The sequence below is a fragment of the Paraburkholderia sp. Ac-20340 genome (genome assembly GCF_017104965.1).
Lineage (GTDB): Bacteria > Pseudomonadota > Gammaproteobacteria > Burkholderiales > Burkholderiaceae > Paraburkholderia.
In genome coordinates this window covers 156,760-179,715 of the sequence record NZ_JAAGPR010000014.1, presented here as the reverse complement: position 1 = coordinate 179,715, position 22,956 = coordinate 156,760, and the positions used below count along the sequence as shown (strand labels likewise).

Genomic DNA, 22,956 nt, shown 5'->3' with positions numbered 1-22,956 from the left:
CGCTCACATCTTCTTCGCGCGGATCTGCGAAACGATGAAGTCCATCACCTGCAGCGTGGCGGGTTCGGCCTTGTCTTCGGAAACCTGCATCAGCGCCGGGCCGGTTTCATACTTGCCCTGGATCGCGATGGTCGGCACGCCGTCGATCTTGTACGCGTCGAGCATGCCCTTGTCGCGTTGCAGCGCGCTTTGCGTCGAGAACGAGTTGTACGCGTCCATGTACTTCTTCGCGTCGACGCCTTGCGTCGCGAGGAACTTGGCCTGGTCTTCCGGCGTGAGCAGGTAGTTCTTGTTCACGTGGATTTCGTGGAACACGGCCGGCGTGAGCTTCTGTGCGAGGCCCAGCGCGTCGAGCGCGTAGTACATCTTCGAATGCGGGACGAAATCGTCACGGAACGCGACCGGCACGCGCTTGAACACGACATCCGGGCCTTGCTTGGCGATCCAGCTTTCGAGGAACGGGTCGAATGCGTTGCAGTGCGGGCAGCCGTACCAGAAGAATTCGATCACTTCGATCTTGCCAGCGGGCACGTCGAGCGGCTGGGCCTGCTTGAGGACCGTGTATTCCTTGCCGGCCACGGGAGCGGCCGACGATGCGTGCGCCGCACCGGCGAGCATCGAGAGCGAGATCAGAAGCGTTCCGAGAATGCGTTTCATAGCGTGTTGTTCCAGTGAACAGGGCCGGCGGCGTCCGGCCAGGCTGCACGCCGGCGCGAGGCGCGCGGCGTGCGAATGTTGAGATTTGTGTCGAACGCGCGCGGCGTCCAGTCTTCGCGATTACTGCTTCGTGAAGCGGATGACGGCGGTATCGATCCCGGCATCTGACAGACGCTGACGGGTCGAGTTCATGTCGTCGAATTTCGAGAACGGCCCGATACGCACGCGGAAGTACGTGACGCCGCCTGCATCGCGCTGCGTGACCTTCGATTCGAAGCCCTGGAACGCGAGGCGCGCGCGCTGTTGTTCGGCATCGCCCGAGGTCTTGTACGCGCCCACCTGCAGGAAGTAGCCGGTGTTGGCGTCGCCCGCCGTCGGTGCGGCCGAACCCGGCTGCGCGGGCTTGGCGGCCGGCGCGGCGTTGTTGGCGGCGTTCGGCGTCTTGATCGGCTGATTGTTGGCGAACTGCTGGAGTGCCTGATTCGCCTGGCTCGACGGTTGCTGCTGCTGCGGCGGCTGCGGCTTTTTCGCGATGGTCGTGCCGGTGTCGCCGGTCGCGGGCTTCGGTGCGACCGCAACGCCGTTGTTCGCGGCTGCGTTGCCGTTATCGGTATTGCCCGGCGCGGTGTTGCCAGCATTGCCCGAAGGCGGCACTTCGACGATCTGCGGTTCGTCGAGCATGCCCGACGACTGCGACTGGTTCGTGGTCTGGCCCGGCGCCGTGTTGGGCGGCGTGCTCTGTGCGGCTTGCGGCGTGACCGGCTGGCCCGGCGACTTGCCCTGCAGCGGGCGATTCGGATCGAACTGCTCGCTCTGGCTGGCGTCGGAAGCGGCCGGCGGCGCGACCTTCGAGACGAACGGCGTGGGCGAGCGCGTGATGTAGAGCGCCACCACCACGGCGATCGCAAGGCCGACAATCAGGCCCAGCACGACGCCGAGAAACGTACCCCCGGACTGTTTCGACTGCGGTTTTATCGTGCGGCGCGCTTTTGCAATCGGTTGTGCCATCGTCTGAATCACCTGCAAACAAGAGTATTCCGGAATGGCGCGCCCAGGCGGGCACGCCCCAAACATGTCGTCATGCGTGTTGGACGGAGCGCCCGCGCGACGGCTGCCGCGCGGGCCGGCTGACGTAGCCGCTGGCCCAGTTACATGCGCTCGGGCGCCGAGACGCCGATCACGGCGAGGCCGTTCGCCAGCACCTGGCGCGTGGCCGCGAGCAGCGCGACGCGAGCATCGCGCACGGCGGCATCGTCCACGAGAACGCGTTCGGCATTGTAGAACGAGTGGAATTCAGCCGCGAGTTCGCGCAGGTAGAAGGCCACCGCGTGCGGTGCGAGTTCCGCGGCGGCATGCGTGAGCATGTCGGGGAATTCGGCGAGTTTCGCGATGAGCGCGAGGGCGCGCTCGCTCGACAGCGGCGAGAGATCGACCGTCGGCAGTGCGGCGAGGTTGCCGCCGTGCTTGCCTTGCCAGTCGCCGAGAATCGACGAAATACGGGCGTGCGCGTACTGCACGTAGTACACCGGGTTTTCGTCGTTTTCCTTCAGCGCGAGGTCGATGTCGAACACGAATTCGGTGTCGGCCTTGCGCGAGATGAGGAAGAAGCGCACAGCGTCGCGGCCGCGGCGGATGGTCGCTTCGTCGAGCAGATCGGGCGCGACTTCGCTGCCCGGATTCGCGCCGCCCGACCATTCGATCAGGTCGCGCACCGTCACGTAGCTGCCCGCGCGCTTGGAGATCTTCACTTCCTGGCCGTCGCGCATGACGGTGACCATCTTGTGCAGCACGTAGTCGGGGTAGCCCTTCGGAATGCCCACGCCCATGGCCTGCAGGCCCGCGCGCACGCGCGCGATGGTGCCGTGGTGATCCGAGCCCTGGATGTTGATGACCTTGGTGAAGCCGCGTTCCCACTTGGTGACGTGGTAGGCGACGTCCGGCAGGAAGTACGTGTAGGTGCCGTCGGACTTGCGCATCACGCGGTCCTTGTCGTCGCCGTAGTCGGTGGTCTTGAGCCACAGCGCGCCGTCCTGCTCGTAGGTCTGGCCCGAAGCGACCAGCGCCTCGACGGTCTTCTCGACGCGTCCTTCCGTGTACAGCGACGATTCCAGGTAGTAGCGGTCGAACTTCACGCCGAAGGCCTGCAGATCCAGATCCTGCTCGTGGCGCAGATACGCGACGGCGAAGCGGCGGATCGCTTCGAGGTTCTCGGGGTCTTTCTCGCCCGTGACGGGGTCGCCATCCTTGGCCGCGACGGTTTCGCCCGCGAGGTAATCGCGTGCGATGTCGGCGATGTATTCACCGTTGTAGGCGGCTTCGGGCCACTCGGCGTCGCCGGGCTTGAAGCCGCGGGCGCGCGCTTGCGTGGAGACGGCGAGGTTGCCGATCTGCACGCCCGCGTCGTTGTAGTAGAACTCGCGGTGCACGCCCCAGCCCTGCGAAGCCAGCACGTTCGAGATGGCGTCGCCGAGCGCGGCCTGGCGGCCGTGACCGACGTGCAGCGGACCCGTGGGGTTGGCCGACACGAACTCGACCAGCACGTGCTTGCCGGCGTCGCGCTGCGACTGGCCGAACGCGGCGCCTTCGGCGAACACGGCGTTCAGGACCGAGCGCTTGGCTTCGGCGCTCAGGCGCAGGTTGATGAAGCCGGGACCGGCGACTTCGGCGTCGGCGATCAGGCCGGCTGCGGCGGGCAGCGCCTTGACGGTATCGACGATCTGCTGGGCCAGCGCGCGCGGGTTGGCGCGCAGCGGCTTGGCGAGCTGCATCGCCACGTTGCAGGCGACGTCGCCGTGCGCGGCGACCTTCGGGCGCTCGAGCGCGATGGCGGGCACGACGAATGCGGCTTCGGTGGCGCCTTCGGTGGCCTTCGCCACCTGGGCGACGGCGTCGGCGAGCAGAGTCTCCAGGGTGTGTTTCTGTGCGGGCAGCATGCTTGTTGCAGGTCCTGTGCGGGTAGTTGGGTGCGGGGCCGGCCGCGTGGTCGCGGGTGCGGCGCTTGCCGTCGAATTCGGGTGCGGGCGGGCTTTGCGAGCGCGCGAGGCGTGCGCCAGCGATGGCGCTGCGGCCTGACGGGCGGGCGTGCCGCGCCCTGCGGGTAATTCCGTTCAGACGGATTTTAGCAGGTGCTAATATGTGAAATGAGAAGCCCGGCAAGCGCGGCCGCCCGGCTCCTTGCAGCATTGGGCTCGCCGGTTGCGCGCAGGCCTGCGGTCACGGGCCGCGCGAGCGTCCGGCTCGAACGCGCTCATCTTAGAAAATCAAAAGGGAACAGACATGCTGGTTACTTTCAAATGCCACGCGTCGCCGGACGTGCTGATGCTCGACAGCCTCGCTCAATATCTCCTCGGCATCATCGGCAAGCGGCTGGGCGAGCGCGGCGTCATCATGCACGACGAACTCGACACCGCCATCAGCAAGCTCGAATCGGCCATCGCCGTGGATAAAAAAGATCGCGCCGAGCACGAAGGCCATTTCCACGAAGGCGAAGAAGGCCGCGAGCCGCATGAACTGCCGCCGGGTCTTGCCCAGCGCGCGTTCCCGTTCCTCGACATGCTGCGCGCGGCGAAGAAAGAAGACAACGACATCATGTGGGGCGTCTGAAGCGCGCCGCCACTGAAACCGGCCAGCAGTAAAACAAAGAGCCCGCATCGTCTGCGGGCTCTTTTGCATGGCGTGGCCAGTTTGCCCTTCAGTTCGTGCTTACTGGCTGGCTGCCATCGGCTCGGCCGGTTGCGCGGCGGATGCGGCACCCTTCTTGACCTTTTTCTTCTTCGGCTTCTTCACGTGCTTTTCGGTGGGCGCCGAATACGACGACACCGCGCTGGACTCGTGCGGCGCCGAGGCCGGCTGGGCGAACGACGGCTGCGCGAGCGCAGCGACGCCGAAGGCGGTCAACATCAACATCAGCTTCTTCATACGATTGTTCTCCGTCGAGGTTGCTTCGAGTTTGCTCTTCGATCTGGCTTTTTAAGGACTTGCTGATGAGAACCGGCGCGGCGCCGGAACGGGCCGCCGCGTGCGGCTCTGGGTGATGCGCGGCCATCTTACAAAGCCGAAAAATTCCGTGCGCGAAATATTCAGGCTAGCGGATGGCGTATGTCGGGAATGTTGCGTCGATGCGTCGGGCCGTTGCGACGATGCACGGCCCGACGGAGATGGAGCAGGGTGAACGCAGGCGCGAGTGCGCCCGCGCGGGTTACAGCAGCGGCGCGAGCGCGCGGCGCGCGTCGTCGGCGGACAGCGCCATGCGCTGCGCGAAATCGGCGAGCTGATCCTGGCCGATCTTGCCGACCGAGAAATACGTGCTGTCCGGGTGCGCGAGGTAGAAGCCCGACACGCTCGCCGCCGGCAGCATCGCCAGCGATTCGGTCACGCTCATGCCGATCTCGTTCGCCTGCAGCACGTCGAACATATCGCGCTTGACGAGGTGGTCCGGGCAGGCCGGATAGCCCGGCGCCGGACGGATGCCCGCGTACTTCTCGGCGATCAGCGCGTCGTTGTCGAGCGTTTCGCTGGCCGCGTAGCCCCAGAGGTCGCGGCGCACGCGCGCGTGCATGGCTTCGGCGAAGGCTTCCGCAAAGCGGTCGGCCAGCGCCTTGAGCATGATCGCGCTGTAGTCGTCGTGATCCTTCTCGAACTGCGCTTCCTTCACGTCGACGCCAATGCCCGCCGTGACCGCGAACATGCCGATGTAATCGGCCTTGCCCGAATCCTTCGGCGCGATGAAGTCGGCGAGCGAGCGGTTCGGGCGCATCACGCCATCCACGACCGGACGCACCGACTGCTGGCGCAGATTGCGCCAGGTCATGGCGACTTCGGTGCGCGTATCGTCGGTGTAGATCTCGATGTCGTCGTCGTTGACGGTGTTGGCGGGCAAGAGCGAAATCACGCCATTCGCCTGCAGCCAGCGGCCCTGGATCAGACGCGAGAGCATCGACTTCGCATCCGAAAACACCTTGCGCGCCGATTCGCCGACGATCTCGTCGTTGAGAATCTGCGGATACGGACCAGCGAGATCCCAGGTCTGGAAGAACGGACCCCAGTCGATGTACTGCGCCAGATCGTTCAGATCGTAGTTCTTGAACACGCGGCGGCCGATGAACTTCGGCTTCACGGGTTCGAAGCCCGACCAGTCGATCTTCGTCTTGTTGGCGCGCGCCTCTTCGAGCGTGACCATGGGCAGCGCCTTCTTGTTGGCGTGCTGGTCGCGGATGCGCTCGTAATCGCTCTTGAGTTCGTCGATGTACTTCGTCGCGCCTTCGTCGGACAGCAGGCTCGATGCCACCGACACCGAACGCGACGCGTCCGGCACGTACACAACCGGGCCTTCGTAGTTCGGCGCGATCTTCACGGCCGTGTGCACGCGCGAGGTGGTCGCGCCGCCGATCAGGAGCGGAATCTTCTTCACGCGGAAGTAATCGTCGCGCTGCATTTCGCTGGCCACGTAGGCCATCTCTTCGAGCGACGGCGTAATGAGACCCGACAGACCGATGATGTCCGCGCCTTCGACCTTCGCCTTCGCGAGAATCTCGTTGCACGGGACCATCACGCCCATGTTGACCACTTCGAAGTTATTGCACTGGAGCACCACCGACACGATGTTCTTGCCGATGTCGTGCACGTCGCCCTTCACGGTGGCGATGACGATCTTGCCCTTCGCGCGCACGTCCGCGCCCGATTCGGCCAGCAGACGCTTTTCTTCCTCGATGAACGGGATCAGATGCGCGACCGCCTGCTTCATCACACGCGCCGACTTCACCACCTGCGGCAGGAACATCTTGCCCTGACCGAACAGGTCGCCGACGATGTTCATGCCGTCCATCAGCGGGCCTTCGATCACGTTGATCGGGCGGCCGCCGTCACCCATGATCTTCGCGCGCGCTTCTTCGGTATCGTCGACGATGAAGTTGGTGATGCCGTGCACGAGCGCGTGCGCCAGACGCTTCTCGACCGGCTGGTTGCGCCATTCGAGGTTTTCTTCTTTCTTCGCCGCGCCGGTCTTGAACTTGTCGGCGATTTCCAGCAGACGGTCGGTGGCGTCGTCGCGGCGGTTGAGCACCACGTCTTCCACGCGCTCGCGCAGTTCGGCGTCGAGATCGGCATACACGCCAAGCTGGCCGGCGTTGACGATGCCCATATCCATGCCCGCCTGGATGGCGTGGTAGAGGAATACGGTGTGGATCGCCTCGCGCACCGGATCGTTGCCGCGGAACGAGAACGACACGTTCGACACGCCGCCGCTGATCTTCGCGTGCGGCAGGTTCTGCTTGATCCAGCGCGTGGCGTCGATGAAGTCCACCGCGTAGTTGTTGTGCTCCTCGATCCCCGTGGCGACCGCGAAGATGTTCGGATCGAAAATGATGTCTTCGGGCGCGAAGCCGACTTCGTTCACCAGCACGTCGTACGAGCGTTTGCAGATCTCGGTCTTGCGCTGGAAGGTGTCGGCCTGGCCGGTTTCGTCGAAAGCCATCACGACGGCCGCCGCGCCATAACGGCGGATCAGCTTCGCGTGGTGGATGAACGGCTCTTTACCTTCCTTGAGCGAGATCGAATTGACGATGGCCTTGCCCTGCACGCACTGCAGGCCCGCTTCGATCACATCCCACTTCGACGAGTCGATCATGATCGGCACGCGCGCGATGTCCGGCTCGGAGGCGATCAGATTCATGAAGCGCACCATCGCCGCCTTGGAGTCGAGCATCGCCTCGTCCATGTTGACGTCGATGATCTGCGCGCCGTTTTCGACCTGCTGGCGCGCGACGGCCAGCGCCTCGTCGAACTGGCCGTTGAGAATCATGCGCGCGAACGCCTTCGAGCCGGTCACGTTGGTACGCTCGCCGACGTTGATGAAGAGCGTGCCGTCGGTGACGTTGAAGGGTTCGAGGCCGCTGAGGCGCAGGGTATGGTCAGTCATGGTCGTTGGGCGATCAAAGGGGTTGCAGGGCGGTCAGTTTGTCGAACCATTGGCCGAAATGCGGACAAGCCGCGCGGATGGTGGCCAGTCCAATGCGTTTGGCGATGACCGGGCCGTGCGTTGTTTTCTTGTATGACGGTTTGAGCAGATTCATGAGTCGCTTCGACGGCGCGGTCGTTGGCGAGTCGTTGATATGCTCGGGATTTTCGTATTCTTCGCGCACGCGCTTGAGATCGCTGCAATACTGCGCCCACTCGGGACGAGTCGCGCTGATCTGGCGAACGTCGCTGAACAGCAGCGTTTCGAATTCGTGCGGCTGGACGTGCGGGATAAACCGTTCGCGCCGGCAACCGCTGTGCGCCACGATGTCTTCGTGCAAATGATGTTCGATGCGTCGTGCTCGCGATGCCGGCGGGTGTTGGCGGGACTGCGCGAAGTCCGCAAACGACGGGCCCAGGCCGTAGAGGTCGAACAGCGTGCTCACATAGGTGTCGCTGCGCTGACCGAGAATGTCGCGAAGATTCTTTCTCACGCGGTCCAGATTGAGCGCGCCGCCCCGTCCGGTTCTGGACGACTTGACGGTTTGTGCGTGGACGAAAATGCTTCGCGCCGCCAGTTCGGGCGCCAGCACTTCGCGAACGAAAACTTCCTCGGTTTGACCTTCGCCGAGAATGACGAGATTCACCATTACGCAGGTCTCCCGCCGAGCACGTTCATTTCCCACAGTTCGCCGAGCGAATAGTTTTCCAGCCAGGTACCCAGTTCTGCTTCGTCGAGGCGCCTGAACGTCGAGGCATTGTCCTGCCGGTCGACAACGACGATGTCTTCGGGTTTGAGGCAACTGAGCAAGGGCACTGACTGCGTCGCCACAATCAACTGCACCTGCTCTGCGGCCAGTTCCAGCAGGTCGGCGAGAATGTTGATCGCAAACGGATGCAGGCCGAGTTCCGGTTCGTCGAGCAGGATGACGGGCGGCATCAGTTCGACGGGCTGTTGCAGCAGCGTGGCGAGGCAGATGAAGCGCAGCGTGCCGTCGGACAGGATGTGCGCATTGAACGAGGCATCAGGATTGCCCCTTTCGGTCCATTCGAGTTCGACCGTCGCGGGGTTGCCTTCGCGATAAACGAAGTCGTCGAAGAAGGGCGCAACCAGGCGGATCGATTCGACGATCGCACGGTAATGGCCTTCGTACTGTTCGCGCAGCATGCGCAGGAACGGCGCGAGGTTGGCCGCGTCGTTTTTCAGACGCAGGTTGTCGTTCCTCGCGTGGATCTGCTTGACCGTTGCCAGGTCACTGGTGTCGTGGAAGTGGTAGACACGAATACGGTCGATTGGCGGGATCGTCCGCGCCATGTCGTCGAATTCGCAGCCTTTGTCCTGCACGATTTTTTTAAGCTCGGGAAGCGCCGATTCGTAGACGCTGGGGCTGACGAGCGGCATGCGCTGCGAGCCTGGAAACTGGACACCTTCCTGTGCGAAAACCAGTCCGTTTTCCTTGTTGCTGTCGAGCGTGAAGTCGTAACGGCCGAAGTCGTCGCTGAATTCGATTTCCCCGCTCGCCTGACGGGTCATTTTCCGTCCGTAGCGCAGGATGAAATCAGCGCCCCCCTGCTTGCCGACATAAATCCGGAACCGCTGCCCATACATCTCCGCCAACATCCGGAAAAAGCTGATGAAGTTCGACTTGCCGGAGCCATTGGCGCCAATCAGCACGTTCAGATCGCGGAGCTCGAACTCGCGCAATTCGCGTATCGACTTGTATCCTGCGATGGTGAGCTTGCTGATGGCAGGCATGTTCTGATTTCCCGTTACGGCATGCAACACGGCAGACTCCTTGCGCAGTGGTTTGCATGCCAGTTTGTGCGATGCCCGAACTCACGTCATCTGGCCGAATGGCCAACGTTTACTCAGACATCGCTGTCAGCTCAGGCGGCGTCGCGATACTGCCCGGGCCAGCGGCGCGGCTTGATTTCGGCGAGCGCCTTTGCGATTGCGGCGATGTGCTCGGGCGTCGTGCCGCAGCAGCCGCCGGCGACGTTCACGAGACCCGCCGAAGCGAATTCCTTGAGCAGCGCGGAGGTATCCGCAGGCGTTTCGTCGAAGCCGGTATCGCTCATCGGGTTCGGCAGGCCGGCGTTCGGATAGCACGACACGTAGGTATCGCAGAGCTTCGCGAGTTCGGCGATATACGGGCGCATCAGCGCCGCGCCCAGCGCGCAGTTCAGGCCAAAGGTGAGCGGCTTCGCGTGACGCAGCGAGTTCCAGAACGCCTCGACGGTCTGGCCCGAGAGAATGCGGCCCGAGGCGTCCGTGACGGTGCCCGAGATCATGATCGGCAGGTTCTCGCCGGTATCCTCGAACAACTGGTCGAGCGCGAACAGCGCGGCCTTGGCGTTGAGCGTGTCGAAGATCGTCTCGACGAGGAACAGGTCGCAGCCGCCGTCCATCAGCGCCTTGGCCTGCTCGTAGTAGGCGCGGCGCAGTTCCTCGAAGCTCACGTTGCGCGCGCCCGGGTCGTTCACGTCGGGCGAGATGCTGGCGGTCTTCGGCGTCGGGCCGATCGCGCCGGCGGCGAAGCGCGGCTTGTCCGGCGTCGAGTACTTGTCGCATGCGGCGCGCGCGAGCTTCGCCGATTCGATGTTCATCTCGATGGCGAGTTCGCCCATGCCGTAGTCGTCCTGCGCCACCGTGGTCGCGCCGAACGTGTTGGTTTCGATGATGTCCGCACCGGCGGCCAGATACTGCTCGTGAATTTCGCTGATGATCTGCGGCTGCGTGAGCGAGAGCAGTTCGTTGTTGCCCTTGATGTCGCGCGGGTAATCCTTGAAGCGTTCGACGCCGCCTTTGCCCCGATAGGCGGCTTCGTCGAGCTTGTAGCGCTGGATCATCGTGCCCATCGCCCCGTCGAGGATCACGATGCGCGAGGCAAGCAGCGCGGGCAGCGAGGCTGCGCGCGTGTACGGCGTGGCTCCAGAGGACGTTCCAACTGGGCGCGTAGCGTGTTCGGCGGGCTGGTTCATGGATGATGGGCGGGCTTAAGCGCCGGTCGAGCTGGGAAACCCAATATTGTATCCGCAGCAGGGGCCGGGCGCTGGCGTGGGCGTTGTAGCGGCGTCACCAGGCGCGCCGGGTTTGCCGTCCGCCAGGAAAAAGAAAACCCCGCGCGGCGCGGGACCGGGCGGGGTTTCCTGAGCTGGGGCGCCGCCAGGGGTGCCGGCGGCGCGTGTTCTACGGCAGATTGGACGACAGTGGGTATGACGGGTTGACCGACAGGTGGAACTGCGGGAGCGGAGCCGTCCTGCGCTTGCCGCCACGTATCAATGCAGCACAACGGGTTGCTGCATGAGGCTGTCGAACTGTCCGAGGAATTCGTCCACCTCGTCGAGCGACTGCTCTTCATCCATCAGCTTCTGCACGTCTTCGCGAAAACGTGCCGCCATCACGCCGTCGATAAACAGTTCACGCCGCGCATTTTTGTCGACGATTTCGTAGCCTCCAGAGCGCATGGCGACGTGACCGTCCTGCGGGGGAAACTCGACAACGCAATAGTTGGGACTGTTGTAGATCATCTGCATGGCGACACTCCTTTTTCCTGTGCTCCCTCACTGCTCATGTCGATAAATGGAGCGTTCGATCTGGAATTCAAGGGGTGGGTCCCGCATCACCTCTTTTTCGGACTGCTCTCCCTTTATTGCCCTTTATTGCCCTTCTGTTGCCTGGTGCCTTGCTCGTGCTGCTCTTCGGTGCTGCCTGGGGTACTACGGATTCCGTTGCGTTCCGGATGCAGTTTCTGGCGCAAATCGGATGCATATTTCAGTGCAATTCCTGCTGCAAGCTTTAGACCCGCTGGCGCAGAAACGTTTCGAGCAGGGCCGCAAACCCATGCGATTCTTCTACCGGGGCCAGATGTGCTGCGTCGAGCGTTTCGAAACGTGCTTCCGGGATGGCGTTCGCCATGGCTTCGGTGAGCGCGGGCGGCGTGCCACTGTCGAGTCGTCCTGCCACGGCAAGCGTCGGCACGCGCAACTGCGCGAGTCGTTCGTGAACGTCGAAGTCGCGCAGCGCTTCGCAGGCGCGCGCGTAGCCTTCGGCAGGTGTCCGTAATAACACGTCGCAGGTTTGCGCGACCGTATCGCGATTCGTGCGACGGAAGTCCGGTGTGAACCAGCGCGCCATCGTCACGTCGGCGAGTGCGGCCGTGCCTTCGCGGCGCACGAGCGCGGCGCGTTCGTTCCATGTCTCGCGCGCGTCGGGCGAGGTGCGGCTGGCGGTGTCGCAAAGCGTGAGCGAGAGCACGCGCGAACCCGCCGTGCTGGCATGACGCGCGTGATCGAGCGCGAACTGCTGCGCGATCATGCCGCCCATCGACATGCCGACGATATGCGTCTTCTCGATGTCTTTTGCATCGAGCAGGGCGGAAAGATCGGCGGCGAGTTCCTTGAAGCCGAACGCGCTGGTCGACACGGCGCTCGCACCGTGTCCGCGCACGTCGTAACGCAGGACGCGAAAACGATGCCGGAAATGTCCGGCGAGCGTGTCCCACACGGTAAGGTCGCCACCGAGCTGATGAATGAACGTCAGCGCGGGGCCGCCGCTGCGGTCTTCGAAGACGTAGCGCGTATCGATGCCATTGACAGTCGCTTGCATGCGTTCCTCCTTGGCCGATACGGTCGGGAGTCAGGCTGGTTGCGAGGTGCTGCGTGGACGTCGTGCGGTTGTCGCAAGCCGCGCGCCTGAAAGGCGCAGGGCCGGTATTTTGTGCAGCCGGGGTGTCCGGTGCGGTGCGTGGCTCGAGCCTCCTGCGAACGCTTTCCTCTGTTCTTTTTTGTGCTCGTCTCGTGCCGCGCGCGCATTCGATTCAGGCCGGATGCAACCTGGATACAGGGCGCTTCGATGATTTTCAGTATGCGCTATTTCGCGCAAACGTGCGGTCTGAATGGCCGTTTTGTTGGCTCGCACGCGCATTCGTTGCGCGCCAGTGTGCGGCAGGGCGCTTATGGGTGCATCGGTGCGTCGGCGGGCGGTGCGGGCAGGGGTTCCGGCGCGGTTTCGGGTACGGACTCGGGCGCAGGTTGAGCGGCGGACGGTTCGGCGGTTGGCGCGGGGACGCTCACGCTCGCGCTCGCGGCCGTCGGCGCCGATGCAGGCTGATTCGTCATGTCATTCGACGCATCGTCGGAGGCACCCGACACCTTCGGCACACTCAACGCGCCGTGCCAGAGCAGTTCCACTTCCGTGCCGTTCGGTTCGGTCTGCACGAGACGTACCGGCAGCCAGCCCAGCGACGGCGCGAGCCACACGTCGATGCGCCGCTTGTCGCCGTCGTGGCGCGGCAGGCGCATGAAATGGCGCGCGCTCACGAAGCCTTGATCCGTGCGCACGGTTTCATCGCCGATGGTGGTGATGGGCCAGGTCTCGCCGCTGTCGTTATCGGCGACATAGAACTCGCGCGTCACGCCCGGCTTGTAGGTGTCGGGGTCGCCGCGCACGAGGCTCGCGAGCTGCATGACCATGCTGAAGCGGTCTTGCGCGCCGTCGGGCAGCGCGAGCGAATTCGGCGTGCGCGTGAAAACGATCTGCTTGTCGTTGCGATTGAAGACGGTGAAATCGGCGGGACGGCGGCCGCGTTTTTCGATGTACTGATCCGGCGCGAGCCCGAACGCATCGACGTGACCACGGCTCGTCCAGCTGAATGTGCCGACGAAAGGCAGCGGAATCGAGACCACCATCTCGTAGTGCTGGCCGTCGCTTTTCCAGTGAATCGTGCCGGGTTCGTTACGCGCGCCGTTGAAGAAGGTGTCGTATTTGAGTTCGCCCGACGGCGGCACCTGGAATTTGACGCCGTGCGAAACCTGGGCGGCCGGAGCTGCCGGCGTGTTGCCGTTGCCGGGCGCGGCCGCCTGCGAGGCGCCGCTGGCTCGCGCCGATGCCGATGCCGCAGCGTCCGACGCTTCAGGCGCCGATGCCGCCTCTTCGGGTGCCGCAGCAACTTTCGGATGCGCCACGGGCGGCGTGATCGCTTCAAGCGTATGCGGCGGACTCGGCGCGCGTTTGGGGCGCGCGGGCGCGGCCGGTTTTTCGGCGGGTTTCGCAGCGGGTGCGGCGGGCTTCGCCTGCTGCTCGATGCGCTCGGGCGTGAGCAAACGTATCTGCACGGGCACGTGTTTGGGCGCGACCGGCTGCTGCGGGCCGTGATGGCGCTCGAACCATTCGGCCGCGAGCCAGTGCAGCAGCGTCACCGCGACGAACACGGCCAGCCAGCGCCAGGCGCGCGGGCGGCGCGGCGTAGTGGAAGCGTTTCTATCGGCGGTGGGAGTGGACATCGGGTTCGGTCTGAGGCCTTCGGGCCGGATCGCGGATAAACGCTACTGTGACACGTCGCGCCTTACCCTTGCAGAACCAACGCACCAACGCGATCGTCAGCGCGCCACAGGGCTGTACCCCAATTCGTACGAAAGCTTTTGCGCGCACTCGCGCAAGGCCGTATCGACGCTGCCGTGCCAGTCGCTGTCGAACGCGCCTTCATGCCCGAGCGCGATGAGACCCAGCGCGAGATCGCCGCTCGCGTCGAACACCGGCGTGCAGAACGCGTGGATGGTCGGCAGCAGCATGCCTTCGACGCGCGCCGAGCCATGCTTGCGAACCTCGGCGAGCGTGTCTTCGAGCGCTTCGGCGGTGCGCGGCGTCGAACCCCACGCGTAATGCTGCGCGCTGGCCAGTTCGCGCTCGATCATCGGCGCGGTCTTGCCGCGCGGCAGGTAGGCGGCGAACAGCAGGCCGGTCGCGGAACTGAGCATCGGCATGACGTCGCCGAGTTTGAGCGAAGCCTTGGCCGGATGGCTCGATTCCATCCAGTGCACGACCGTCGGCCCCTGGTTGCCCCACACGGCGATGCCCACGGTGATGTCGAGCCCATCGCGCAGTTCGGCCAGCGCGATGCGCGCCAGCTTCACGCCGTCCACGCGCGCGAGGCGCGCAAGACCCAGTTGCAGCGCGAAGCCTCCCAGTTCGTAGCGCCCCGACACAGGGTCCTGCGCCACCACGCCCAGACGCAGAAAGCTCACCAGATAGCGGTGCGCTTTGGCCGGGCTCATGCCCGCGCGCTGTGCTAGATCGCGCAGCATCATGGCGCGCGGTTCGTGGGTGAGCACGTCGAGCAGGCGAAAGCCCACTTCGATCGACTGGATGCCCGAGCGCAGCTTTTCTTCGCCGCTATCGTTCGGTTCGTTTGGCTCATTCGAATCGTCGATATCCACGGTTTCGTCGATGGATTCAGCGGCGGAAGGGGACGATGAAGCAGTGCGGTTGGACGGCGGCATAAAGAGCGTGGAGAGAGCGATCGGCGAGCGTTCGGATCGGCAGGTTCGGGATGGCGCGCCGCTTCCCTTGGGTCGCGCCGATTCACCATCGTAGAATACATTTCCTCTATCGTCATCCACGCCTCATTCCATGAAACTCGCCACGCTCAAGGACGGTACCCGCGACGGCCAGCTGATCGTCGTTTCCCGCGACCTGCGCAGCGCCGCCATCGCCGATGCGATCGCGCCCACGCTGCAACGCGTGCTCGACGACTGGCGCTTCTACGCGCCGCAACTGATCGACCTCTACGACGCGCTCAATCACGGCCGCGCGCGCAACACGTTCAGCTTCGACGCGCGCGATTGCATGGCGCCGCTGCCGCGCGCCTATCAGTGGGCCGACGGCTCGGCCTACGTGAACCACGTCGAACTCGTGCGACGCGCGCGCGGCGCGGAAATGCCGCCCGAGTTCTGGACCGATCCGCTCATGTACCAGGGCGGTAGCGACGACTTCATCGGCGCAACCGACGACATCGTGTGCGCATCGGAAGCGTTCGGTATCGATTTCGAGGCCGAAGTGGCCGTCATCACTGGCGACGTGCCGATGGGCGCGAGCGCCGACGAAGCGCTCAAGGCCGTTCGACTGGTCGCGCTGGCCAACGATGTGTCGCTGCGCAATCTGATTCCCGCCGAACTGGCCAAGGGTTTCGGCTTCTTCCAGAGCAAGCCGGCGACATCGTTTTCGCCGGTCGTCGTCACGCCCGACGAACTGGGCGAGCACTGGCGCGAAGGCCGCGTGCATCTGCCGATGCTGGTCTACTGGAACGGCAAGAAAGTCGGCCAGCCGGACGCGGGCACGGACATGGTGTTCCACTTCGGCCAGTTGATCGCGCACGCGGCGAAAACGCGTAATCTGCGTGCGGGCGCGATCGTCGGCTCGGGCACGGTGTCGAACAAGGACGCGAAGCGCGGCTATTGCTGTATCGCCGAGAAACGCTGCCTCGAGACGATCGAGCACGGCGAGCCGCGCACGGAGTTCATGAAGTTCGGTGACAGCGTGAAGATCGAGATGCTCGACCCGGCCGGGCAGTCGATTTTCGGTGCGATCGATCAGGGCGTGTCGGCTCTGTCGGACGCGCAGTAATCCGCGCAGTCGGTCGCGCAGCAGGTCGCGCTTAAGGCCGCACAATCAGGCCGCTCACCAGGCCGCAAAAAAGGGGTTTCGCCGGATGCCGCACTGCCGATGTGCGGCTACACTGGCGAACGCGCGGGGCGCGTCGTTGAAAAGCGGCGCTGCCACGCCTTCGAAGCCGTACGCAGAATACGCTCGCCCCAAACGAAAGGGAGACACCATGCAGTCCTCTCGCACGCGCCGACGTTGCCCGCAACGCCGCGCCGCAGTCACGCTTTTCGCTTGCTTGTTCGCTTCGCTTTCCGCTTTATTCGTTCCCACGCTTGCCTTGGCGCAGATCAAGATCGGCCTCGTGCTTTCGCTGACCGGGCCTGCTGCGTCGCTAGGCATGCCGGCGCGCGACACCGTGGCGATGCTGCCCACGCAGATCGCCGGCCAGCAGGTGCAGTACATCGTGCTCGACGATGCGTCCGATACCACGCAGGCCGTGCAGGACACGAAAAAGCTGATCGACGAAGAAAACGTCGATGCCGTAGTCGGTTCCTCGATCACGCCCAACACGCTGGCGATGCTCGACGTGATCGCGCAAGGCGAGACGCCCGCGATCTCGCTGGCTTCATCGGCGAAAATCATCGAGCCCGTCGACGACAAGCGCCACTGGATGTTCAAGACGCCGCAAACCGACGCGATGATGGCCGGCGCCATCGTCGAGCACGCCAGCGCGCACAAGGTCAAAACGATCGCCTATATCGGTCAGGCCGACGCGCTGGGCGAAACGTTTTACGCCGAAGTCGCGAAGGCCGCGCAGGCGCGCGATATCAGGATCGTTGCGAACGAGCGCTTTAACCGCACGGACCCGAGCGTGACGGGGCAGGTGCTGAAGATCGTCGCCGCGCAGCCCGATGCGGTGGTGGTGGGCGCGGCCGGCACGCCCGCCGCGCTGCCGCCGAAGGCGCTCAAGGAGCGCGGCTACAAGGGCCTCGTCTATCACAATCATGGCGTGGGTAATCGCGATTTCCTGCGCGTGTGCGGCGCCGATTGCAACGGCACGTTCCTGCCCGCGAGCCCCGTGCTGGTCGCTGCGCAACTGCCTGACGATCGCCCGGAACGGCGTCTCGCGCTCGACTATATTTCGCGGTACGAAGCACGTTACGGCGCGGGTTCCGTGTCGGCGTTCGGCGCTTATACGTGGGATGCGGGGCTGCTGCTCGGCAGCGCGGTGCCGGTCGCGCTCAAGAGCGCGGCGCCGGGCACGAGCGCGTTTCGGCGCGCGCTGCGCGACGCCCTCGAAGCGACACGCGGCCTGCACACGACCAACGGCATCATCAATATGAGCGCCACGGACCATCTGGGCCTCGATGCGCGTGCGCGCGTGATGGTCGAGATCCGCGACGGCAAGTGGGTTTATCAGCCGCATTGAATGCGCATTATGGAAATAAAGGAGACAGCGCCCATGAACGATCCCTACTACGCCCGTTATCACGCCCTGCGCGTGCGGCGCCACGAACACGGCATCGTCGAGATCGTGATGAGCGGCGAGGGCGCCAACAAGAGCGCGCTCGCCACCGCCGATGCCAACATGCATCGCGAACTCGCGGAAATCTGGCGCGACGTGGACCGTGATCCCGATGCGCGCGTCGCGGTGATTCGCGGCGAGGGCAAGGGCTTTTCGGCGGGCGGCGATCTCGCGCTCGTCGAGGACATGGCGCAGCATTTCGACGTGCGCGCACGCGTCTGGCGCGAGGCGCGCGACCTCGTCTACAACGTCATCAACTGCAGCAAGCCGATTGTTTCGGCGATGCACGGGCCGGCCGTGGGCGCGGGACTCGTCGCCGGTCTGCTCGCCGATATTTCGATCGCCGCGAAAACGGCGCGCATCATCGACGGTCATACGCGGCTGGGCGTGGCGGCGGGCGATCATGCGGCGATCGTCTGGCCGCTGTTGTGCGGCATGGCGAAGGCGAAGTACTACCTGCTGCTGTGCGAGCCGGTGAGCGGCGAGGAGGCGGAGCGCATCGGCCTCGTGTCGCTGGCCGTCGATGAAACCGATCTTTTGCCCAAGGCCTTCGAAGTGGCCAAACGCCTGGCGAACGGTTCGCAGACGGCGCTGCGCTGGACCAAGTACGCGCTCAACAACTGGCTGCGTCAGGCGGGGCCGACATTCGATGCGTCGCTGGCGCTGGAATTCATGGGCTTTTCCGGGCCGGATGTGCATGAAGGCGTGAAGTCGCTGCGCGAGCGTCGCGCGCCGGATTTTCCTGGCGGCGATCCGTTTTGAGTCGCGCGGCCTGAAACGGCATTCCCGAGTTGCATTCTCAACGCGCCGGGGCTGAGTTCAGATTCGGCGCGCGGTATGATCGAAACGATGCGTGCGCGCACGTTTATCGAAGCTTATAGACGCCTTGATTGCGCCACGCGTATCCAACACTGATTGTTTTGCGAGGGAGATTCGCATGACCGATTCAGCAGGTGCAATGCCGCCGTTCCCGGGCTTTCCCGGTTTTCCGCCCGCCGAAATGCTCGACCGCATGTGGGGGATGATGCGCCTCACGCCGTTCGGCAGCGCGTTCCCCGGCAGCGAGCCGGGCGCGGCGCAAGGCCTCGGGCCGTCGCTGTCGATGATGTCCGACATGATGACGCCGCTCACCAATATCGAAGAACTCGACAAGCGCATCACCGATCTGCGCGCCGTCGAACAGTGGCTCAAGCTCAATCTGAGCATGCTGCAGTCGGCGATCCAGGCGCTGGAAGTGCAGCGCGCGACGCTTTCGACGCTGCGTGCCTTCGGCGCGTTCGCGCAATCGCAGATGAGCCCGCCGCCTGCGCACGAAGCGCCGGCGCGTGGGGCGGCATCGTCGGCTTCGGCTGCGCCGGGATCTGCGGCATTTGCGGGCGAGAGCGCGCAGGCCGCCGAAGGCGACGAGGCCGGCGCGCAGGCAGGTTTCGACGCGTCGGGCTGGTGGAATCTGCTGCAATCGCAGTTCAACCAGCTTGCGCAGTTCGCGATGGCGCAGCCCGCAGCGGCGGCGCAAGCCGCGCAGGCCGCGGCTCAGGCGGCAGCCGATGCTTCGGCGGCGGCAACGGGCGCATCGGGTGCATCGGGCGCGGCTGGTGCTGAATCCGCATCGGCGCGCGCGAAACCGGCGGCGAAGCGCAGCAGCAGCGCCAGTGGTGCAACGGCCAGCAAGACGACCGCGCGCAGCACGAAGAAAGCGCCTGCGCGGCCGGAGTAACGCGGCAGCCCGCGTATCAAAGCGGGCGAATCGTATGTGACCGCAGGTACGAAACGGTAGGCGCATAACAGCAGCGATCAAGACGGGGAGCGTCGGCAATGCGGCTTGCGCTCGTGATGATGGGCGGCGGCGCACGCGCGGCTTACCAGGCCGGCGCGTTGCGTGCGCTCGCGGAACTCGCCGCGCAGGCCGATCCCGCGCGGCGCGCGATGCCTTTCACCGTGATCTGCGGCACGTCGGCGGGCGCGATCAACGCCACCTCCATCGCCAGTCACGCCGATCAGTTCCTTACCGGCGCCCAGCGTCTCGTCGATGTCTGGGCGCATCTGTCCGCCGATCAGGTCTATCGCACCGACTGGCCCGGCATCGCGGCGGCGGGCGCGCGCTGGCTCGGGGCGCTGGCGTTCGGCTGGGCCACTTTCGGCATCGCCGCGCCGCGCACGCCTCGCACGCTGTTCGACAATGCGCCGCTTGCGCACTTCCTCGCCCGCACGCTGGACTTTCGCCGCATCGAGCAGATGCTCGACCGGCGCGTGCTGCACGCGCTCGCGGTGACGGCGCTCAGCTATTCGTCGGGACGTCATCTCACCTTTTACCAGGCGAGCGAGCCGATTCGCGCGTGGCGGCGCGCCCAGCGCACCGCGCGCATGGTCGAATTGACGCCCGCGCATCTGCTCGCATCGGCGGCCATTCCTTATGTGTTTCCCGCCGTGCGGCTCGAACTCGACGGCCGCCACGAGTATTTCGGCGATGGCTCGATCCGGCAGATCGCGCCGCTGTCGCCCGCGATCCACTTCGGCGCCGAGCGCATCGTCGTGATCGGCGCGAGTGCGAGCGCGCCCGAAGTGGCCGCCTCCGCCACGCGCCCCGATGCCGATCTCAACGCGTACCCGACGCTCGCGCAGGTCGGCCAGCAAGTGCTCGCGAGCGTGTTTTTCGACGCGATCGGCGCCGATATCGAGCGTATCGAGCACGTCAACCGCATGGTCGAGCATCTGCCGCACACGATCGAGCCGGAGAGCGGCTGGCGGCATATCGACGTGCTGGCGATCGGCCCGAGCGAGCGCATCGAGCTGATCGCGGCACGCCATCTGCGGCAACTGCCGCGATCGGTGCGCATGATGCTGGGCGCGATGGGCGGCAATCGCGCGTCGGGCGCGGCATTTGCGAGCTATTTGCTGTTCGAGCGGGCTTTCACCGAAGAGCTGATCGAGCTTGGATATCGCGACACGCAAGCGAAAAGCGAGGTTCTTTTGATGTGGCTCAAAACATTGTCGGACTCGCGTGCGGGCGCGGCGCCGGAGCGCCCGCTGGTGCCCCGGAACTGAAAGATCGCCGTGCTATCATCGTGTAAGGTTTTTCCGACCGTCTTATGGGCGTCAGGTCGTTTTTTGCGCATGCCGATCTGTGCCTCGAGACGTTCCCCGTCGGTCTTCGGTCAAGCGAGCCAGCGCGCGCGTTATGTCGCGGCGGCCCAAGGCAGGGGCGGGGCCAGCGAGGGTGCCGTACTGCGACAAACTGTCGCAGTAGAGCCGGGTGATGCCGGTCGGGCAAGTCCAGACTGGGCGGGACCGTCGGGTCCGTCGCGCGCCACGCGGGCGGGGCGGGCAGACGGCGCGGTTGGCTCCCGCGGATTATCCGGCAGCCGGGTTCGAGGCACGGTGCAGCTACCCAGAACCCATCACGGCGCCTTCCATACCGGCACGGCGGATTGTCGCTCGACAGGAAGTAATCTGTTTAGCGCAGGTGCAATTGCGTCCAGAGGGCCGGTTACCGCGTAAAATTAAATGCTTTTCGCCTGCCGGCCGCGTGAGGGCACGGGCCAGCGGGCAGCACGCTACGAAGTCGTCATGCGCAGAACAGGGGCGGGACTATGAACACGATGCTTTATCCGGAACTTTACAAATCGCTCGAATCGGTCCGTTGGGACATGGAAAAAGACATTCCCTGGGACAAGTTCGACGGCTCGCTCCTGACCGACGAGCAGGCCGCGACCATCAAGATGAACGCGATCACCGAATGGTCGGCGCTGCCGGCCACGGAAATGTTCCTGCGTGACAACCATCATGACAGCGACTTCTCCGCGTTCATGAGCGTCTGGTTCTTCGAAGAGCAGAAGCATTCGCTCGTGCTGATGGAATACCTGCGCCGCTTCAAGCCGGAAATGGTGCCGACCGAAGAAGAGCTGCACGCCGTGCGCTTCACGTTCGATCCGGCGCCGCCGCTGGAAACGCTGATGCTGCACTTCTGCGGCGAAATCCGCCTGAACCACTGGTATCGCCGTGCCGCCGAATGGCACACCGAGCCGGTCATCAAGGCCATCTACGAAACCATCTCGCGCGACGAAGCCCGTCATGGCGGCGCTTATCTGCGCTACATGAAGAAGGCGCTCAACAACGCCGGCGACGTCGCACGTGCGGCATTCGCGAAGATCGGCGTGCTGATGGCTTCGGCGCGCCGCACCGAAAAGCCGCTGCACCCGACCAACCTGCACGTGAACCAGGCGCTGTTCCCGCGCGACACCATCCAGTCGCGCCTGCCGGACCCGGAATGGCTCGAGCGCTGGCTCGACGAGCAGATCCGCTTCGACGACGGCTGGGAAAAGAAGGTGGTCGAGCGCATTCTGCACAACCTGTCGATCCTCTTCGAACGCACCTTCAGCACGGCTCAGGAACTGAACCGTTACCGCAAGGAAGTCGTGCAGCGCCTGCAGGCCGAACAAGGCACGCAGCAGCCGGCCTGAGCGGTTGAATGACGCGGAATCCCGCGGCAAGCCATTGAAAGCGGCCCGTTACGCATCAGCGTCCGGGCCGTTTGTGCGTTTATTTCGTTTATTTCATTTTTCGAGTCTCATCCGATGCCCGCCTCCTTCGAACGCAAGATCATGACCCGCGACGCGCTCGCGCAGCTGCGCGCCTCGCTGCCCGGTCCGGTGGTGTTCACCAACGGCGTCTTCGACATCCTGCATCGCGGCCACGTCACCTATCTGGCCGATGCGAAGGCGCTGGGCGCGACGCTCATCGTCGGCGTGAACAGCGATGCTTCGGTGAAGATGCTCGGCAAGGGCGACGATCGCCCCATCAACAACGAGAACGACCGCATGGCGCTGCTGGCGGCGCTGGAAAGCGTGGACTACGTGGTGCAGTTCACCGAGCGCACGCCCGTCGAGCTGATCGAGGCCGTGCGCCCGGACATTCTCGTGAAGGGCGGCGATTACGACATGGATGCGCTGCCCGAATCGGCGCTGGTGCGTAGCTGGGGCGGTACGGCGCTGGCGATCGCGTTCGAGCACGATCGCTCGACCACCAAGCTGCTCAAGAAGGTGCGCGCGCAACAGGACTGAGCGCGGGCTCACTGCGGCGTGAAGCGCGACCATGCGTATTGCATGGTCGCGTTTTTTTGTGTCTTTTTGCGCCGGTTTTGCGCTGGTTTTGCGCTTATTGCGTCAATGTGGTCGACTGGATGGCCGGGTCCGCGACCGGGCCGCCCACGATGGGCACGTCGACCGATTCGGACGGTTTGATCGGCCGAACGCTCAGGTTTTCCGGGTGAATCTGCCGGCTCAGTTGTTTGCGATCGAGCGTACCGGAGGCGGGCGTGGGCCCGAACAGGCCGCGAACCGCACCGAGTGCGAGCAGGTTGGCGAGAATCAGAATGGCGATCAGCCCACGCAGCATCGTGTGAAACTCCGTCGATATCGTTCTTGAAAACGAGCGCGCG

Annotated in this window: 21 protein-coding genes; 8 read left to right on the top strand and 13 right to left on the bottom strand. The window is 64.6% G+C overall.

Annotated features, from left to right (window positions below; translation table 11 throughout):
- Positions 1 to 3 precede the first annotated feature (3 nt).
- From G3N59_RS18835 to argS, 3 genes are all read right to left on the bottom strand, one after another.
- Positions 4 to 657: a thiol:disulfide interchange protein DsbA/DsbL gene (locus G3N59_RS18835; RefSeq protein WP_205984140.1), complete on the bottom strand. Its 654-nt coding sequence runs from the start codon at positions 655 to 657 to the stop codon at positions 4 to 6.
- A gap of 120 nt (positions 658 to 777) precedes the next feature.
- On the bottom strand, positions 778 to 1,665 hold the full coding sequence (locus G3N59_RS18830; RefSeq protein WP_241023567.1) for an SPOR domain-containing protein: 888 nt from the start codon (positions 1,663 to 1,665) through the stop codon (positions 778 to 780).
- A gap of 140 nt (positions 1,666 to 1,805) precedes the next feature.
- Complete coding sequence (argS, locus tag G3N59_RS18825; RefSeq protein WP_205984138.1) at positions 1,806 to 3,590, bottom strand: arginine--tRNA ligase; 1,785 nt, start codon at positions 3,588 to 3,590, stop codon at positions 1,806 to 1,808.
- Positions 3,591 to 3,933: 343 nt separating this feature from the next.
- Between argS and G3N59_RS18820 the strand changes: the two genes are divergently transcribed.
- Positions 3,934 to 4,260, top strand: a complete 327-nt coding sequence (locus tag G3N59_RS18820) for a DUF1840 domain-containing protein (protein WP_205984137.1) — start codon at positions 3,934 to 3,936, stop codon at positions 4,258 to 4,260.
- A 99-nt stretch (positions 4,261 to 4,359) separates the two neighbouring features.
- Here the strand turns inward: G3N59_RS18820 and G3N59_RS18815 are convergent, their stop codons facing one another.
- The 9 genes from G3N59_RS18815 to G3N59_RS18775 all read right to left on the bottom strand — a co-directional run bounded on the left by G3N59_RS18815 (position 4,360) and on the right by G3N59_RS18775 (position 14,892).
- On the bottom strand, positions 4,360 to 4,575 hold the full coding sequence (locus G3N59_RS18815) for an acid-shock protein (RefSeq protein ID WP_205984136.1): 216 nt from the start codon (positions 4,573 to 4,575) through the stop codon (positions 4,360 to 4,362).
- Positions 4,576 to 4,855: 280 nt separating this feature from the next.
- The gene (gene metH / locus G3N59_RS18810; RefSeq protein WP_205984135.1) at positions 4,856 to 7,573 is read right to left on the bottom strand and encodes a methionine synthase; all 2,718 of its coding nucleotides are present in this window, start codon (positions 7,571 to 7,573) and stop codon (positions 4,856 to 4,858) included.
- A 13-nt stretch (positions 7,574 to 7,586) separates the two neighbouring features.
- Positions 7,587 to 8,261, bottom strand: coding sequence for a DUF4276 family protein (locus G3N59_RS18805; protein WP_205984134.1), 675 nt, complete (start codon positions 8,259 to 8,261; stop codon positions 7,587 to 7,589).
- Positions 8,261 to 9,367: an AAA family ATPase gene (locus G3N59_RS18800; RefSeq protein ID WP_205984133.1), complete on the bottom strand. Its 1,107-nt coding sequence runs from the start codon at positions 9,365 to 9,367 to the stop codon at positions 8,261 to 8,263. The genes G3N59_RS18805 and G3N59_RS18800 overlap by 1 nt, the downstream gene beginning before the upstream one ends.
- A gap of 131 nt (positions 9,368 to 9,498) precedes the next feature.
- On the bottom strand, positions 9,499 to 10,593 hold the full coding sequence (locus G3N59_RS18795; protein WP_205984132.1) for a homocysteine S-methyltransferase family protein: 1,095 nt from the start codon (positions 10,591 to 10,593) through the stop codon (positions 9,499 to 9,501).
- A 297-nt stretch (positions 10,594 to 10,890) separates the two neighbouring features.
- The gene (locus G3N59_RS18790) at positions 10,891 to 11,148 is read right to left on the bottom strand and encodes a DUF3567 domain-containing protein (protein ID WP_205984131.1); all 258 of its coding nucleotides are present in this window, start codon (positions 11,146 to 11,148) and stop codon (positions 10,891 to 10,893) included.
- A 262-nt stretch (positions 11,149 to 11,410) separates the two neighbouring features.
- Positions 11,411 to 12,220, bottom strand: coding sequence for an alpha/beta fold hydrolase (locus G3N59_RS18785; RefSeq protein ID WP_205984130.1), 810 nt, complete (start codon positions 12,218 to 12,220; stop codon positions 11,411 to 11,413).
- 347 nt (positions 12,221 to 12,567) lie between these two features.
- The gene (locus tag G3N59_RS18780; protein ID WP_205984129.1) at positions 12,568 to 13,896 is read right to left on the bottom strand and encodes a DUF3108 domain-containing protein; all 1,329 of its coding nucleotides are present in this window, start codon (positions 13,894 to 13,896) and stop codon (positions 12,568 to 12,570) included.
- Positions 13,897 to 13,992: 96 nt separating this feature from the next.
- Positions 13,993 to 14,892 (bottom strand): IclR family transcriptional regulator, encoded by a 900-nt coding sequence (locus tag G3N59_RS18775; protein ID WP_205984128.1) that lies wholly within the window; start codon positions 14,890 to 14,892, stop codon positions 13,993 to 13,995.
- Between the two features lie 130 nt (positions 14,893 to 15,022).
- Here G3N59_RS18775 and G3N59_RS18770 point away from each other — a divergent pair, with 130 nt between their 5' ends.
- The 7 genes from G3N59_RS18770 to rfaE2 all read left to right on the top strand — a co-directional run bounded on the left by G3N59_RS18770 (position 15,023) and on the right by rfaE2 (position 22,579).
- Positions 15,023 to 16,015, top strand: coding sequence for a fumarylacetoacetate hydrolase family protein (locus G3N59_RS18770; protein WP_205984127.1), 993 nt, complete (start codon positions 15,023 to 15,025; stop codon positions 16,013 to 16,015).
- Between the two features lie 208 nt (positions 16,016 to 16,223).
- Positions 16,224 to 17,423 (top strand): ABC transporter substrate-binding protein, encoded by a 1,200-nt coding sequence (locus G3N59_RS18765; RefSeq protein WP_205984126.1) that lies wholly within the window; start codon positions 16,224 to 16,226, stop codon positions 17,421 to 17,423.
- A gap of 33 nt (positions 17,424 to 17,456) precedes the next feature.
- A complete protein-coding gene (locus G3N59_RS18760; RefSeq protein WP_205984125.1) occupies positions 17,457 to 18,281 on the top strand; it encodes an enoyl-CoA hydratase/isomerase family protein in 825 nt (274 codons plus the stop codon).
- Between the two features lie 175 nt (positions 18,282 to 18,456).
- Complete coding sequence (locus G3N59_RS18755; RefSeq protein WP_205984124.1) at positions 18,457 to 19,236, top strand: PhaM family polyhydroxyalkanoate granule multifunctional regulatory protein; 780 nt, start codon at positions 18,457 to 18,459, stop codon at positions 19,234 to 19,236.
- Positions 19,237 to 19,334: 98 nt separating this feature from the next.
- Complete coding sequence (locus G3N59_RS18750) at positions 19,335 to 20,564, top strand: patatin-like phospholipase family protein (RefSeq protein WP_205984123.1); 1,230 nt, start codon at positions 19,335 to 19,337, stop codon at positions 20,562 to 20,564.
- Between the two features lie 545 nt (positions 20,565 to 21,109).
- Positions 21,110 to 21,979 (top strand): acyl-ACP desaturase, encoded by an 870-nt coding sequence (locus G3N59_RS18745; protein ID WP_027815760.1) that lies wholly within the window; start codon positions 21,110 to 21,112, stop codon positions 21,977 to 21,979.
- A gap of 114 nt (positions 21,980 to 22,093) precedes the next feature.
- The gene (gene rfaE2, locus G3N59_RS18740) at positions 22,094 to 22,579 is read left to right on the top strand and encodes a D-glycero-beta-D-manno-heptose 1-phosphate adenylyltransferase (RefSeq protein WP_205984122.1); all 486 of its coding nucleotides are present in this window, start codon (positions 22,094 to 22,096) and stop codon (positions 22,577 to 22,579) included.
- Positions 22,580 to 22,673: 94 nt separating this feature from the next.
- Here rfaE2 and G3N59_RS18735 read toward each other — a convergent pair whose 3' ends face one another.
- Positions 22,674 to 22,913: a hypothetical protein gene (locus G3N59_RS18735; protein ID WP_205984121.1), complete on the bottom strand. Its 240-nt coding sequence runs from the start codon at positions 22,911 to 22,913 to the stop codon at positions 22,674 to 22,676.
- Positions 22,914 to 22,956: the final 43 nt, after the last annotated feature.